Annotated in this window: 13 protein-coding genes and 1 tRNA gene; 7 read left to right on the top strand and 7 right to left on the bottom strand. The window is 60.1% G+C overall.

The genetic code is table 11. From position 1 onward, the window contains the following. Positions 1-223: 223 nt before the first annotated feature. The 3 genes from NKJ20_RS04500 (at position 224) to NKJ20_RS04510 (ending at position 1,885) form a co-directional block, all read left to right on the top strand. Entirely contained in the window at positions 224-436 is a 213-nt protein-coding gene (locus NKJ20_RS04500; RefSeq protein ID WP_352540508.1) for a hypothetical protein, read from the top strand. 154 nt (positions 437-590) lie between these two features. Next, positions 591-1,460, top strand: coding sequence for a hypothetical protein (locus tag NKJ20_RS04505; RefSeq protein ID WP_352540507.1), 870 nt, complete (start codon positions 591-593; stop codon positions 1,458-1,460). Beyond that, positions 1,457-1,885: a hypothetical protein gene (locus NKJ20_RS04510; protein ID WP_352742784.1), complete on the top strand. Its 429-nt coding sequence runs from the start codon at positions 1,457-1,459 to the stop codon at positions 1,883-1,885. Before NKJ20_RS04505 ends, NKJ20_RS04510 begins: the two co-directional genes overlap by 4 nt. A 118-nt stretch (positions 1,886-2,003) precedes the next feature. Here the strand turns inward: NKJ20_RS04510 and NKJ20_RS04515 are convergent, their stop codons facing one another. From NKJ20_RS04515 to NKJ20_RS04525, 3 genes are all read right to left on the bottom strand, one after another. Next, entirely contained in the window at positions 2,004-2,843 is an 840-nt protein-coding gene (locus tag NKJ20_RS04515; RefSeq protein ID WP_352742785.1) for a hypothetical protein, read from the bottom strand. A gap of 270 nt (positions 2,844-3,113) precedes the next feature. Further along, positions 3,114-3,188 (bottom strand) — tRNA-Val (locus NKJ20_RS04520). A 103-nt stretch (positions 3,189-3,291) separates the two neighbouring features. Next, entirely contained in the window at positions 3,292-3,975 is a 684-nt protein-coding gene (locus NKJ20_RS04525) for a phosphoglycolate phosphatase (RefSeq protein WP_352448899.1), read from the bottom strand. A gap of 144 nt (positions 3,976-4,119) precedes the next feature. Here NKJ20_RS04525 and rpiA point away from each other — a divergent pair, with 144 nt between their 5' ends. The 3 genes from rpiA (at position 4,120) to gor (ending at position 6,922) form a co-directional block, all read left to right on the top strand. Beyond that, on the top strand, positions 4,120-4,851 hold the full coding sequence (rpiA, locus tag NKJ20_RS04530) for a ribose-5-phosphate isomerase RpiA (RefSeq protein ID WP_352742786.1): 732 nt from the start codon (positions 4,120-4,122) through the stop codon (positions 4,849-4,851). Then, complete coding sequence (locus NKJ20_RS04535) at positions 4,838-5,416, top strand: DUF2059 domain-containing protein (protein WP_352448901.1); 579 nt, start codon at positions 4,838-4,840, stop codon at positions 5,414-5,416. The genes rpiA and NKJ20_RS04535 overlap by 14 nt, the downstream gene beginning before the upstream one ends. A 117-nt stretch (positions 5,417-5,533) precedes the next feature. Then, positions 5,534-6,922, top strand: a complete 1,389-nt coding sequence (gene gor, locus NKJ20_RS04540; RefSeq protein ID WP_352742788.1) for a glutathione-disulfide reductase — start codon at positions 5,534-5,536, stop codon at positions 6,920-6,922. A gap of 57 nt (positions 6,923-6,979) precedes the next feature. On the opposite strand, the gene mgtE is transcribed toward gor, so the two are convergent. Together mgtE and NKJ20_RS04550 are read right to left on the bottom strand one after the other, a co-directional pair. After that, positions 6,980-8,344, bottom strand: coding sequence for a magnesium transporter (gene mgtE / locus NKJ20_RS04545; protein ID WP_352742790.1), 1,365 nt, complete (start codon positions 8,342-8,344; stop codon positions 6,980-6,982). A gap of 271 nt (positions 8,345-8,615) precedes the next feature. Continuing rightward, the gene (locus NKJ20_RS04550; protein ID WP_352448904.1) at positions 8,616-10,505 is read right to left on the bottom strand and encodes an ABC transporter ATP-binding protein/permease; all 1,890 of its coding nucleotides are present in this window, start codon (positions 10,503-10,505) and stop codon (positions 8,616-8,618) included. A gap of 627 nt (positions 10,506-11,132) precedes the next feature. On the opposite strand from NKJ20_RS04550, the gene NKJ20_RS04555 reads away from it, so the two are divergent. Then, the gene (locus tag NKJ20_RS04555) at positions 11,133-11,567 is read left to right on the top strand and encodes a hypothetical protein (RefSeq protein ID WP_352742792.1); all 435 of its coding nucleotides are present in this window, start codon (positions 11,133-11,135) and stop codon (positions 11,565-11,567) included. Positions 11,568-11,580: 13 nt separating this feature from the next. Here NKJ20_RS04555 and NKJ20_RS04560 read toward each other — a convergent pair whose 3' ends face one another. Beyond that, the gene (locus NKJ20_RS04560; protein ID WP_352742794.1) at positions 11,581-12,258 is read right to left on the bottom strand and encodes a DsbA family oxidoreductase; all 678 of its coding nucleotides are present in this window, start codon (positions 12,256-12,258) and stop codon (positions 11,581-11,583) included. A gap of 23 nt (positions 12,259-12,281) precedes the next feature. Further along, on the bottom strand, positions 12,282-13,924 hold a 1,643-nt coding region (locus tag NKJ20_RS04565; RefSeq protein ID WP_352742796.1), incomplete at its 5' end, for an extracellular solute-binding protein.

Here is a 13,924-nt window from a genome sequence, read left to right on the forward strand (position 1 = left end):
AGCAGAAACTCACGTCCATGCAGGTTTGTTCCGGGATCGCGGAGGGTTGCGCTACAAGGAGGCGCCGGCCGTACCTGATTTATCGCCGCCGAAACAACACGGCGACTGCTTAAAATCATGATGCGTCGCCTCAACATCGCGGCCGTAATAGTGCCGGTGGTCATTCGGGGGTCTACATGCAAATGCGTCATGCCATCATATTTGTACTTTTCCGGCCATTTCGATGCCTGTCCAGAAAGCCGAGGCGCTGGAACCTGAACGCTATACGGTCTATTGCGCCGACGACCGCATCGAGGTTTCGTTCTGGGATATCGAGCAGATGAAGGTGCGGGCCGGCTCCAACGTTTGCCAGTTCCAGAGCTATACGAGCTACGGCAGCGCCTTGAATTTCGCCCAAAAGAATTTTGGCGGCGAGGGGGCGACCTGCAGCTGCTAGCCGTTCTGGCTTGGAATTGATTCAGGAAAGCAGATGGTGGGCGATGCAGGGATTGAACCTCCGATCCCACCCGTGTGAAGGGTGTGAAACTGGGTTTAAGCAACTCTTGCTTCCCAAGCGCGACCGGTACAAATTACAGTCGAGGGGGAAAGATATGCGTCAGCTAGTTCTTGCAGGTTTTTCCGCACTTGTTTGCCTTGGCCCAGCGGCCGCTCAGCAGAATGACTGCCAGGGCGATACGCGGCAAGAACATCATCCGGGAAACTTCAATTTTGTTACCAGCTCCTGGGTTGAGGATGCGGGCAACCGGAAGCGCTATGTCTCGTGTGTGGCCAATCTCGATGCAGGCAGTGACCTCCTAGTGCACTGGTTTATTCCAGGTCCTTACAAGGAGTACGTGCCTTCAAATAGGGCCAAACCAACGCACCGCCTCCGGGACGATTTGAACCCGCGCCCGATACAGGGCTGTCTTCAGTATGGAGGGCTACAGGAGACGGTTTTCGCCGATTTCCTTGGTACAGCTGAGGACAATGATCGCAACAAAATGGGGGACTGCGAGCACCAGGCCGCCGAGTACAAAGAGGCGTCCGCTGGCGTCCAAGGTTTACCCTCGGAAGGATATTCCGATCAGGTTGTGGTTTATTTCCCGAGCGACGTTAACAAGCCGCGCGACACCATGCTAGAACTCACAGGCCAGATAGGGCTGTCCGTCGATGGCGATGTCTATCGAAGCTACTTCAAATACTTCGTCCAGCGCCTCGAAGGACGACCTGACGGTAAGATTGAGAACGTGCGAGTGGAACCACGATTTCCTGTAGGCGGCGATTTTTTTCATCCGGCTTTCGTTAAGTTCAATGAAAACGGTCCCGTCCAACTGACGGAAAAAGGCTCAATCGACTTTTTGGTGTCCGGTAGCCGGGAAAGTAATTGGCGCTCGGTCGAGGCTTACTACCAATTTTTGGATACGGAGAGCCGGGTGTTGGCGGTCGTCCCAATACCGCTGCTACAAGAAGTGACTAAATGACCATCAAAGGTGTCTTTGAGGTTATAGGAGGGATGACGCCAAGCCTCGTCGCCGGATATGTGGCTGATTGGCAGAAGCTGTTCAGCAAGACGCTGATCACGCGACCCGGCGCTCCACCGGAGATCGAACGCACCGGCATCGCCGTGGGTTGCTTTCTTGCTGTTGTATGCTGCCTGCTTTTCCGCAGCCTGCGGCCTCGAACGCAGATTACGACCGCGATCATTTTTCTCGTGTTCAGTGTGTTGCTCGGCTTCTTTTGCTTGTGGCTTCGCCAGAAATATGAATTCCCGATGCCAAAAAAACCTCAAGAGGCCATGCGCGCGGCTTGGGACCTATCGTCCTGGGTTTTCATCGTCGCTGTCGTCCAGACTATTCTATTCGGCACACTGTATGCCCTATCAACCTGGGGGCGTCCGAAACCCTAAAATGATCGACGGGAAATGATCCGGTCCCAGCGCACCCGCCCGCCGTCCAATGAAACGACCACAAGCGCGAGTCCAGTAGCAAAATCTGTCGTCAATTCTGACGACGCATTCCAGCGAGCTAGGGTGTGGTAGAGGCATTCCGTGAAACGTTGGTACTTACAGGAAGTACTGGTGTCGGGTCTGGGTTCAGCTCTTGCCACACCGTAATGCCGGCTTGAATAAGCGCTACGATTACAAGTGCAAGAGTCAACCGCCCAAGCATGTCCTGCTGGCGAACCATGTCCCGGTGACGCTGCTCCTGCTCCTCGTATGCGTTGAGCGTCGCGAGGGCTGGAGGGCGCATCTTGTAGTAAGCGCCGTCTCTTGCGAGATCGCCTGAGGCGACAAGAGAATCCAATACGAGTGAGTAGTACTCTCCCGTTTCCTTTTCGTCGGGGTGGAACACAAATCGGCTCGTGTACATGATGTCCATCAAACCCACCGGCGAAACTGCAAAGTCGGGCCTCCTGATGGTCTTCTGCAGAAAGACTTGTAACACCCTCATCCGATCGGCCCGCGTCAGTGGCCGACGGTTGAACGAGCGCTGGAGGAGCTTATTCCATGCGTAAACCCGGAAGGGGTAAAAGCTCGATAAGGCAAAAAAGAACCAGAACGGGCCGCCATATGTGAGAGTGTGGCCGCGGTAGTAGTGCCGAAATGAGGTGTTGAACTTCCTCAATTCGGAGTTGAGCAGACTCCGCGGTTCGCCATCAGCGTGGTTGGTTTCAAACCAAAGCCCACCAACCCCGCCATAGTCGGCGTCCTGAACAATGTAGCGGCGCTTCCCTTCGGCATCGCGAAGATAGATGAAAAAATAGTTGGGATCAGGGGGATCATCGTCGAACATCGACTGCTTGACCGGCGGCTTGCGTCGCAGCGCCCAGTGGATTGCGGCCCGTGCAAGGAAAGGTCTCGGCATGATATATCCCCCGGAGCCATCGTAAGACAAAGGCGAGACATGCGCGAGCGGTCCTAATCCAAGTTACGCTCTGGCCGCATGTATTTGTCGAACAGCCGCGTATGACGGTCCGGATGCGGTGGCGGCATTCGCGCCCGCTTCCAAATCGATCGCTGCCAGCCCGGCCGATGTCGGCCGGCGAGGGGCGCACAAAAACGCAGGCGTTGCCGAGGCAAGTTGTACGGAAGTTGTGCGGAAGGAAATCGGATGATCGGCAAGTACTTGAAAAGATGGTGGGCGATGCAGGGATTGAACCTGCGACCCCACCCGTGTGAAGGGTGTGCTCTCCCGCTGAGCTAATCGCCCGCTCGTTGCCCGAAGGCCAAGCGCGCCGCGATATAAGGGAGGCCGGCCTGCTAAGTCAACCACTTGTCGGTCGGCATTTGGCGGTCCGCCCGATGGGCGGCTTTCAGCCCTCTGCCGCGGCCATCAGCCCTTGTACCAGATCGAGCGTCAGCGAATCGAAATGCGAGATCACCGCCGACGGTTCGAACTCTCGCACATGACGGTCGGTGTAGCCGAAATCGACTGCCACCACCGGAATCCCGGCGGCCTTTGCCGTGTCGATGTCGGTCTGCGAATCACCGACCATCAGTGCACGGTGCGGGTCGCCGCCGGCGCGCGCGATGGTCAGCGTGAGATGGCGCGGGTCTGGCTTGCGGAACGGAAAACTGTCCTGGCCGCAGATCGCCGCGAAATGCCTGGTCATGCCGAGCGCCTCGATCAGCGCCACCGAATTGGCCTCGTATTTATTGGTGCAGATGGCCAGCAGGTAGCCGGCCGCCTCGAACCGCGCGATCGCCCCGGGGACGCCGGGATAGGGGCGCGATTTGCCGGGGATGTTAACGGTGTAATGGTCCAGAAACAGCTTGAGCAGGCGATCGTGCTCCTCCACTGCCAGCGACCTGTGCTGCGCTGCGTGGGCGCGCTCGATCATCACCCGGCCGCCATGGCCAACGAAGCGCCTGAAGCCGGCTTCGTCGACGGCCGCGAGCTGGCTGGCGGCAAGGCTGTGGTTGAGACTGTCGAGCAGGTCCGGCGCCGTGTCGATCAGCGTCCCGTCGAGGTCGAACACGATGATCGGTCGGGTCATGGCCTGTCCTGTGACAATTTGATTGCCGGCAGGCGATAAACGCTGCGGCCCGTTCAGGCAAGCCGGCTTATCCACCGCGGGCAAGGTCCTTTGACCAGCCCGGCAAAAATGCTACGAGCGCCGAAACAAATCTCGGGACCCGGCATGGATGCGAGGCAATTGAAGGTTGAGGCCGCGCGGGCAGCGCTTGCCCATGTCACGGATGGCATGCGGCTCGGCATCGGCACCGGCACCACAGCGGACGAGTTCGTACGGCTGCTCGCCGACAAGGTCGCCACCGGCCTGACTGTCATCGGCGTTCCGACCTCGGAGCGCACCGCCGTCCTTTGCAGCGAGCTTGGTGTGCCGCTGTCGACCCTTGAGGAAACGCCCGAGCTCGACCTCACCATCGACGGCGCCGACGAGATCGATCCGGCGCTGACATTGGTCAAGGGCGGCGGCGGCGCGCTGCTGCGCGAAAAGATCGTCGCGGCGGCCTCCGCCCGCATGATCGTCATCGCCGACAGCTCCAAGATGGTCGAGATGATCGGCCGTTTTCCGCTGCCCATCGAAGTCAACCGGTTTGGCCTGCGCGCCACCGAAATTGCGGTCGGCGCGGCGGCTGCAAACCTTGGCCTTTCCGGCCCTGTTACATTGAGGATGACGGGGACCCAGCCATTTGTTACAGACGGCGGCCATTTTATCCTCGATGCATCTTTTGGCCGCATTCCGGATACAAGAGCGCTTTCGAATGCTCTCCACGCCATTCCGGGCGTGGTCGAGCATGGTCTTTTCATCGGGCTGGCATCAACGGCCATCATAGCCGGCGGCGACGGCATCCAAACCGTCCATGCCGCCCGAAAATCAGGGAGTTTTACCGATCATGATGTTGCATAACCGGGTTGGCCGCTTTTTTGCCATTCTGGCGGCCTCGGCCGTTTTCGCGTTTTCGTCGCCTGCGTTTTCGCAGGACGTCACCGATGCGCATTTGAAGGCGGCGCGCGCCGCCGTCGCGGCGATCCATGCGACGGATACGTTCGACAGCATCCTGCCGCAAGCGGCCGCGGCACTGGAGCAGCAGCTGATTCAGAAGAACCCGGATATGCAGGAACTGATCGCCAAGACGATCAACGAGAAGGCGATGGCCTTGGCATCGCGCCGCGCCGACCTGGAAAAGGAAGCGGCGCTCGCCTATGCAAAGGTATTCTCGGAAAAGGAACTCAATGAAATCGCCGCCTTTTACAATTCCGATTCCGGCAAGAAGCTGCTCGACAACGGCCCGATCGTGACGCGCGAACTGGTGAAGGCTGCCGAGATCTGGCAGAACGGCCTGGCTCGCGATCTCGCCCAGCAGGTCGGCGAGACCCTGGGTGCAGCGGCGAATGCCAAGGCGCCGGCTGCACCTGCCGACGGTACCGCTCCGGCCGATGGCGCAGCTCCCGCGGACGCTACACCGAATTGATTGCGGACTTCCGAGCCGCCTGACCGCCACTGGACCAAAAGCCCGGCAAGTCCGGGCTTTTCTTTTGATAGTCGGCAGCCTACCTGTCTCGGGGTTTGAGGGGCAAGGAGTTCAGCCATGGCCGGTTACGACTACGATCTTTTCGTCATCGGCGGCGGCTCCGGCGGGGTGAGGGCGGCGCGCGTCGCGGCCGCACTCGGCAAGCGTGTCGGCATTGCCGAGGAATACCGCTATGGCGGCACATGCGTGATCCGTGGCTGCGTGCCGAAGAAGCTCTATGTCTACGCCTCGCAATTCCCCGAGCATTTCGCCGACGCCGCCGGTTATGGCTGGACGGTGCCTGAGGCGCGTTTCGACTGGCAGACGCTGGTCGCCAACAAGGACCGCGAAATCAGCCGGCTGGAGGCCATCTACAAGAAGAACGTGCAGGGCGCCGGCGGCGAGGTCTTTCATTCGCGCGCCACCCTGGTCGATCGGCATGTGGTGCATCTTCTCGGTGAGGATCGCACCGTTACCGCCGACCAGATCCTGATCGCTACCGGCGGGCGACCGGCGCCGCATCCGGCATTGCCCGGCCATGAGCACTGCATCTTTTCCAACGAGGCCTTCGACCTCAAGGAACTGCCGAAGGCAATCATGATCGAGGGCGGCGGCTATATCGCCGTCGAATTCGCCAACATCTTTCACGGCCTCGGCGTCGACACGACGCTGGTCTACCGCGGCAAGGAGATCCTCAGCCGTTTCGACATGGACCTCAGACGCATGCTGCACGACACGATGGAAAAGAAAGGGATAAAAATCCTCTGCCACGCCGTGTCCGAGTGGGTCAGGAAGCGGCCTGACGGCCGGCTCGACGCGCTTGTCACCGGCGGCACGGTGCTGACGGGCGACCAGGTCATGCTCGCCATCGGCCGCATTCCCAATACCGAGAACATGGGCCTGGAAGGCGTCGGCATCGAGATGACCAAAACCGGGGCAATCCACGTCGACGAATACTCCCGCACGAACATCGACAACATCTGGGCAATCGGTGACGTCACCCATCGCGTGCAATTGACGCCGGTGGCAATCCACGAGGCGATGTGCTTCGTCGAGACCGCCTTCAAGGACAAGCCGACGGCGCCCGACCATGACACGATCGCTACCGCAGTCTTTTCGCAGCCCGAGATCGGTACGGTCGGCCTGTCGGAGGATGAGGCGGCAAAGCGCTTTTCGAATGTTGAAATCTACCGCGCCACCTTCCGGCCGATGCGGCACACACTTTCCGGCCGCGACGAAAAGATGCTGATGAAGCTGGTCGTCGATGGCGCCTCGAAAAGGGTCCTCGGCGCCCACATTCTCGGGCCGGATGCCGGCGAAATGGCGCAGCTTCTCGGCATACCGCTGAAGGCCGGCCTGACCAAGGATGATTTCGATCGCACCATGGCGGTGCATCCGACCGCCGCGGAAGAACTCGTCACCATGTACAAGCCGACTTACCGGGTGAGAGATGGTGAGCGCGTCTGACGCGACGACAACCCATCGCGGCAACGAAATTGCCGCGATGGCAGTGCGTGCGTTTTCTTACAGCAACGTTCCGCGCAGGATCACCAGCGCCACAGAAAAATAGATCACCAGCCCGGTGACGTCGACCAGCGTGGCGACGAACGGGGCCGATGCGCTGGCCGGGTCGAAGCCCATGCGCTTCAGGGCGAACGGCAGCATCGATCCAGACAACGAGCCGAAGGTGACGATGCCAACCAGCGTGGCGCCGATGGTCATTGCGATCAGCGGCCAGTGCGGGCCGTAGTCGTAGAAGCCGAGATACTGCCAGAGCGCGATGCGGCAGACGCCGACCACGCCAAGAACCGAGCCAAGCACCAGGCCGGTGGGCAGCTCGCGCAATGCCACCCGCCACCAGTCGCCAAGGCCGATCTCGCGCAGCGCCAGCGCCCGGATGACGAGCGAGGTCGCCTGCGAGCCGGAATTGCCGCCGGAGCTCATGATCAATGGAATAAATAACGTCAGCACGATCGCCTTTTCCAGCTCGCCCTCGTAGCTCTGCATCGCGTTTGCGGTCAGCATCTCGCTGATAAACAGCGCGCACAGCCAGCCGGCGCGTTTCTGGATCATCGCCAGAAAGCCCATCTTCATATAGGGCTCGTCGAGAGCCTCCATGCCGCCGAAACGATGCACATCCTCCGTCGTTTCGTCGATCATCGTGTCGATAATATCGTCGATGGTAACGATGCCGAGCAGTTTGCCGTTGTCCACGACCGGAACGGCGAGCAGATCATATTTCGAGATCAACTGAGCAACCTTTTCACTATCGGTCAGCGGTGAAACGGTGATAGGCGCACGATCCGGCGCGATTGCCATGATCAGCTCGTCGGGCCCGCCAGCGATAAGTCGACGCAGGCTGGTCGAGCGCAACAGGACATGCGTTTGCGGATCGACGATGTAGATCGCGTAGACGGTTTCGCGCGTCCGCTCCACCTTGCGGATATAATCCAGCGTGCGGGCCACGCTCCAGTCCGGCGGCACGCTGACATATTCGGTCGTCATGAGCGAGGCGGCGCTGCCTTCGGGATAGCCGAGAATGGCAAGCAGCGTCGCGCGCAGCGGTGGCGCCAGGCCACCAAGCAGTTCGGAACGAGCCGGCTCGTTCAGATCGCGCAGTATGTCGGCGGCGCGGTCGACCGACATGGCGGCAAGCAGTCTGCCTGCCTTGATGCGGGGCAGCGCCTCGACCAGTTCGGATGCGCCGTCGAGTTCAGGCTGGTCGAAGATCTCGACCAGCCGCTCGAACGGCACTTCGCAAAGCAGCTCCGATGCCGTCTCGCGGGGCTCCTGGTTCAAGGCCTCGACGATGTCGGCGACGTGTTCGTTGGCAAGTACGCGAGCGATGGCGATGGCATCGCCGCCCGCGACAGGGGAAAACTCGTTCATGGCTCACTCCTTGCCGTCCGGCAGGACGTGAGCCTGTCAGGCCACGTCAAGCGGACGGCGGTTGCGTTCGACTGTGACTGTCGCCAGGCATGGCGCGGTGACCTTTCTGCTCGCGGGTTCGAGTTGAGATTCTGCAAGCCGGCGCAACATAGGAGCGCGCCTTGCCGAGTCAATCGCGAGAGCGGGTTAAAACGGCGGCAAACCGGCGGATCGCGAGACTGTGATCGGGCGACGTGGCAGGCTGGCTGGACGCTGGCAATGGTGCCCGCGGCTATCTCTGCTTCAGCCGGCGGGGAAAGCGCAGCCATTTGTCCTCGGCCGGCCGTGTCGGCTGCGTGAGGATGGTGGTGAGCTCGACCGGCAAGCTCGGAACCAGCGGCTTCTTGGTAGCGACGCCGTCGGCGATCGCAACCACGCTGTGGTAGAATTCGGTGCCCGCGAGCGATCTCGGCGGCGTCGCCTCATGCATGATCGAGATCACCGTTGCATCAGGGCAATTGTCCTTGATCGCCTGATGGAAGGCGATCCGTCCTTCGGGATCGAGCGCGCCGGTGGCTTCATCGAGGAACAGCAATCCCGGCTGCTGCAGCACGATGCGGGCGACAACCAGCTTCTGCTTCTGCCCACCCGAGAGAACCTGATCCCAGATCTTTCCTTCACGGCTCTCATCAGCCAGATGCTCGATGAAGTCGCCGAGACCGGCCTTGTGCAGGGCGGATGCGACCTGCACGTCGGCGTAATCATGCTCGGAACCGGGCAGGCAGACCAGTTGCTTCAGCGAAACCTGCTGCAGCTTCACCTCCTGAGCGGCGTAGAAACTCCTGACCCCTTCCGGGAAGACGATGGTGCCGCGGCCATAAGGCCACAGGCCGTTGATCGCCTTGATCAGCGAGGTCTTGCCGCAACCGGATTCGCCCTTGAGGAAAGTCCACTCGCCACGCCGGAAGCGCAAGTTCGCGGCACTCAGGAAGGGCGTTGCGTCCTCGCCCTGATGCGCCAGTTCGAGCTTCTGGATGGTCAGGCCGAACACCGGGTTCTGGTGGTCGTAGCGGAACTCGGATCGGCCGGTCTGCTGATAGAATTCCTGCGGGTGCTGGACGTTTTCGATTGCCTGCGCCAATTCGATGACGCGCTGGCTGTTGGCGCGCAAGGTGGCGATCTCCGGCATCACATGGATGAACCACGAACAGTTGCTGATCAGCTTATCGACCTGGCCGGAAGCTGTCAGATAACCCTTGAGGTCGAGGCCGTTGTGGATGAAGGGCACCAGCCCGGGCCCGAAAGCGACAATCTTGGCACCGATGAAATTATAGATCAGCTCGAACGAGGTGTAGCCGGTATTGACGATGTTCAGTCTGGCCCAGGTACGGTCAATGTCTGCATAACGCTGGCTGTGTACAGTCTTCTGCACATTCTCGCCCTGCGATGCGGCGACATGAAAACTGCGGCGCAGGAACGTGATCAACTCGCTGCGGTAATTGCCTTCGGCCTGCTGCATTCTGACGTTTAGCCACTCCAGCATTCGGCCGAGTTTCAACGCGATCCAGGTGTTGAACGGCACATAGACAGCGATTGCCAGGAGAGCAAGGACGGCGCTGCCGTAGCTGCCGAGAAACTCCAGCCCCTTCACCTCGACAGAGTTTTTCAGCAATTCGCCGCCGAGAAAGTAGAACGAAGCGAAGACGCCTAGCACACCCGAAGCAAGCCCGATGGCTCCACCGGTCATGGCCTTGATGGATTCCTGCACGCGCTGGTCGATATTGTCGGGAGCTGCATTCCCGGAAGAGCCATGCTGGGCATGGAAATGCGAATGATTGGAGTCGAGCAAGGCCTCGTTGAATCGGCTATCCAGCCAGCCACGCCATTTGCGATGCAATGTCTTGGAAACAAGGTTGCGAATGCCGGCAATAACCAAGTCCTTGAGCACGACCAGCAGCACCAGCCAACCGGCGTTGGTCAGTATTGTCTTAAGTGGCGTCGTGTTCGCGGCATCGTGGAAAAAAGCGATCGAAGCCGCCAGCTCGGCCCCAGCCACCGTAAACCAGACGTCGGCTTTGCTGGACAGCGCGATGATCAGCGCGATCACCAGCGTCAGCGTCCAGGCTTCCCTCCAGCGGTCCGAGAACCAGTAGACCCGCATCAGCCCCCAGAAGCTGCGCATCGAAGATACGGGCGTCAGGGGCGACTGCCTTGCGGCACCGCGGAGCCATTTTTCCGATATTGAATGTCGCGTTGGTCTATCGACCCGAATCACTATCCCGCCCAAACGATTTTTCTTTTGTTACGGACAGTAACACCAATTGATCATTTTCCATTAGCTTTTCACCAGTCGCAGGTGGCTTAGCTTGCCGGCCGTTGCAGTGGAGCAACAGAATGAATGATCACGGCGCTGTGCCGTCACGTTTCGAAGGGCGGAATACCAACGCAATTTCAAATAGTTACTTGCCTGCGCCCGAGCAAGTAGAGATCTTCCCCAAGGGAAGGTCTTCACACAGCTTTGTGAACATAGAAGCGCCTTCCAGCGGCCGATCTTCACAGCCTGAACCGCCTTCACGGCCAGTCCGGCCTCGTCGGCGGGCAGGACGTGACCGTATGATTCGTGTTTGAAGCCGCCTTGTCAGGAACCCGTAATCGGCCAAGAAATGACTTGCCGACACAGTCCAGGATGAAGATCAATATCAGTTAGCCAGTGCCTTTTTAAGAGCGCGCACAAACCGCGTTTGACAAACACGCGCTTCGGATCGAACCTGCCGGACGCATCCAGGTTTGAACCGGGGGGAAGTTCGCCATGCTTGCACGGACATTGTTTGTGGCGATGCTCGCGATGTTTGCCTGGCTGCCGCAAACATATGCCGGCAGCCAGACCGTTCCCGCAAACGCCGAGGGACAGATCGAGTTCAACACGCCGTCCGGCAATATTGGCTGCATCTACACGCCAAACGGCGGCACCAGCACCTACGAGCCGCAGGATGGCGGACCGGAGTTGAGCTGTTCGCGCGTCGAGCCCAGCTACGTCACCGTCATCCTCGGCCCGAAAGGTCCGGCGACGCTGATCAAGAATCCGGGCGAGCAAGGCTGCTGCGGCGACGTCACCACGCTGGCGTACGGCAACAGCTGGAGCAAGGGGCCGTTTTCCTGCCAGTCATCCGCCAAGGGATTGACCTGCACCGGCAAGCATGGCCATGGCTTTTTCGTCAGCAAGGCCAAGGTGACGGTGAAATAGGAAATAGTCCGACTCAGTTCGCCGTCTCCAGTTCGCCGCGTGCCTTGGCCGCGGCGACCTGGCGGAGTGCATCGGCGAGCGTATCGGCGTCCTGGGCACCCATCACCGCATATTTGCCTTCAAGCAGAAAGCACGGCACACCCGATACGCCCATGCGCGAAGCGGTGGCGATTTCGGTGCGCACCGCCTCGACATCGGCGTCGGTCGGCAGAAGCGTTTCGACCACGGACGCATCCATGCCGGCCTCGCGGGCGGCTTCGATCAGCACGGCATGATCGCCGAGATTGGCGCCTTCCTCGAAATTCAGCTGGAACAGCCGGCGCACCAGCCGGTTCTGAATGGCCTCGCCGGCCGTGCCGGCCCAGCGAATGAGACGGTGCGCATCCAGCGTATTGGGCGCGACCTTGATGGCGTCGAATGCGAAGGAGATGCCTTCAGCCTCGCCCAGCGGTTCGATCCGGGCATGGATTTCGCGGATGCGATGCTCGCTGCCGAATTTCGCCACCATATAGTCGCGGCGGTTCTTGCCTTCGGGCGGGATTGTTGGGTCGAGTTGGAAGGGCCGCCAGCGTATGTGAACGTCGATATCGACGGCGGCAATCGCCTTGTCGAGCCGTTTCTGGCCGATAAAGCACCAGGGACACACGACGTCGGAGACCACATCGACGGTAATCGAGCTCTCGTCGTTCATCTTGATCTCCTGTTGTGAAGAGGTCACTTCGGTTTGCGCCACCAGGTCGGCAACTGATAACCGTACATGGGCGTCTTTTGCGGATGTTCCAGATAGTTCCAATAAGCGAGCCATTGCTGGTTGTTGTGCTGCGTCGGCACCATGTAATTGCCGGAGATCAGCAGCCGGTCGAGAACGCGGACGGCCGCTACATAGTCCTCCTTCGAACGAGCTCTCAGCATCGCCTCGATCGCCGCATCCACTGCGGGGTCGGCGACACCCGCCAGGTTGAACGAGCCTTCGGCCTTGGCGGCAGCGGATCCCCAGCGCCCGGTTTGCTCGATACCGGGCGACAGCGAGTTGTTGAAACCGGTCGAGCCGACCAGCACCTCGAAATCGAAACGCTGCTTGCGCGACTGGATCTGATCACCGTCGAGGCTGCGGATGCCGACATCGATGCCGAGCTTCTCAAGGGTGCGCTGATAGATAGCGGCAAGTCGCTCTTCGTCCTGCGAGGCGGTCAGGATCTCGAAACCGAACGGCTTTCCCTCGGGATCGAGCATCGCGCCGTCCTGCACCGTATAGCCCGCGCTCTTCAGCAGCTCGAATGCCGCCTTCAGCACCTTGCGGTCCTGGCCGGAGCCGTCGGTAACGGGCGGCCTGTAGGTGCCGTCCATGACATCTGCGGGCACGCGGCCGGGGTAGGGGGCCAGCAGGGCCTTTTCCTTTTCGCTGGCCGGGTGGCCGAGCGCGGACAGCTCGGAATTCTGCCAAAAGCTCATCGTGCGCGTGTATTTGCCGCCGAACAGATTCTTGTTGGCCCATTCGAAATCGTAGAGCATGCCGAGCGCGCGCCGCACGACCGGATTGGAAAATTTCGGCAGCCGCGTGTTAAACAGGAAACCGTTGACCACCGGCGGAATGCCGGTATCGAAAGTTTCGGCGATGACCTCGCCCCTGTGGAAGGCCGGAAAATCGAGATCGCGCTCGCGTTTGACCGGGTCGCTGTCGTCGTCGATGGCGCAGATGCCTTTCTTGAACGCTTCCTGCTTGGCGTTGGCGTTGAGGAAATATTCGATGGTGATCTGGTCGTAATTGTCGAAGCCGCGCTTGGACGGCACGTCCTTGCCCCAATAGTCCGGATTGCGCTTGAACACGATGCGCTGACCGGGCACGACTTGCGCCACCGTGTAAGGCCCGCTGCCGATCACAGGCTTTAGCGTCGTCCTGTCGAAGGTGTCCTTGTTGAAGGCGTGTTTCGGGATGATCGGCGTCAGCGCAATGATCAGGGGAAATTCGCGGTCCGCCTTGTCGTTGAAGGTGAAGCGCACACTGCGGTCGCCGGTCTTTTCGAGCTTGGCAATCGCTTTCATTCGCTGGCTGTAAGGTGGGCGGCCCTTCTCGGTGAAGACGTCATAGGTAAACAACACGTCTTCCGGCGTCACCGGCTCGCCGTCCGACCATTTGGCGTTGGGATCGAGGTGGAATTCGATGCTCTTGCGCTCGGGATCCATGTCGGCGGTATCGGCGAGCAGGCCGTAGAGACTGAAGGCCTCGTCGTAGTTGCGCTGCATCAACGGCTCGAAGACAAGATTGCCAAAGGCTTGATCCATCATGCCGCGCGCGGTGGTGCGCAGGCTTCTCAGGATGAACGGATTGAGATTGTCGAAGCTGCCGACGACGCAAT

Source organism: Mesorhizobium sp. M0185 (assembly GCF_040322175.1).
GTDB lineage: Bacteria > Pseudomonadota > Alphaproteobacteria > Rhizobiales > Rhizobiaceae > Mesorhizobium.

What these genes read in the sequence shown, in the direction of transcription:
- NKJ20_RS04500 (WP_352540508.1), top strand. Translation starts at nt 224, where the DNA reads ATGCCTGTCCAGAAAGCCGAGGCGCTGGAACCTGAACGCTATACGGTC.
- NKJ20_RS04505 (WP_352540507.1), top strand. Translation starts at nt 591, where the DNA reads ATGCGTCAGCTAGTTCTTGCAGGTTTTTCCGCACTTGTTTGCCTTGGC.
- NKJ20_RS04510 (WP_352742784.1), top strand. Translation starts at nt 1,457, where the DNA reads ATGACCATCAAAGGTGTCTTTGAGGTTATAGGAGGGATGACGCCAAGC.
- NKJ20_RS04515 (WP_352742785.1), bottom strand. Translation starts at nt 2,843, where the DNA reads ATGCCGAGACCTTTCCTTGCACGGGCCGCAATCCACTGGGCGCTGCGA.
- NKJ20_RS04525 (WP_352448899.1), bottom strand. Translation starts at nt 3,975, where the DNA reads ATGACCCGACCGATCATCGTGTTCGACCTCGACGGGACGCTGATCGAC.
- rpiA (WP_352742786.1), top strand. Translation starts at nt 4,120, where the DNA reads ATGGATGCGAGGCAATTGAAGGTTGAGGCCGCGCGGGCAGCGCTTGCC.
- NKJ20_RS04535 (WP_352448901.1), top strand. Translation starts at nt 4,838, where the DNA reads ATGATGTTGCATAACCGGGTTGGCCGCTTTTTTGCCATTCTGGCGGCC.
- gor (WP_352742788.1), top strand. Translation starts at nt 5,534, where the DNA reads ATGGCCGGTTACGACTACGATCTTTTCGTCATCGGCGGCGGCTCCGGC.
- mgtE (WP_352742790.1), bottom strand. Translation starts at nt 8,344, where the DNA reads ATGAACGAGTTTTCCCCTGTCGCGGGCGGCGATGCCATCGCCATCGCT.
- NKJ20_RS04550 (WP_352448904.1), bottom strand. Translation starts at nt 10,505, where the DNA reads ATGCGCAGCTTCTGGGGGCTGATGCGGGTCTACTGGTTCTCGGACCGC.
- NKJ20_RS04555 (WP_352742792.1), top strand. Translation starts at nt 11,133, where the DNA reads ATGCTTGCACGGACATTGTTTGTGGCGATGCTCGCGATGTTTGCCTGG.
- NKJ20_RS04560 (WP_352742794.1), bottom strand. Translation starts at nt 12,258, where the DNA reads ATGAACGACGAGAGCTCGATTACCGTCGATGTGGTCTCCGACGTCGTG.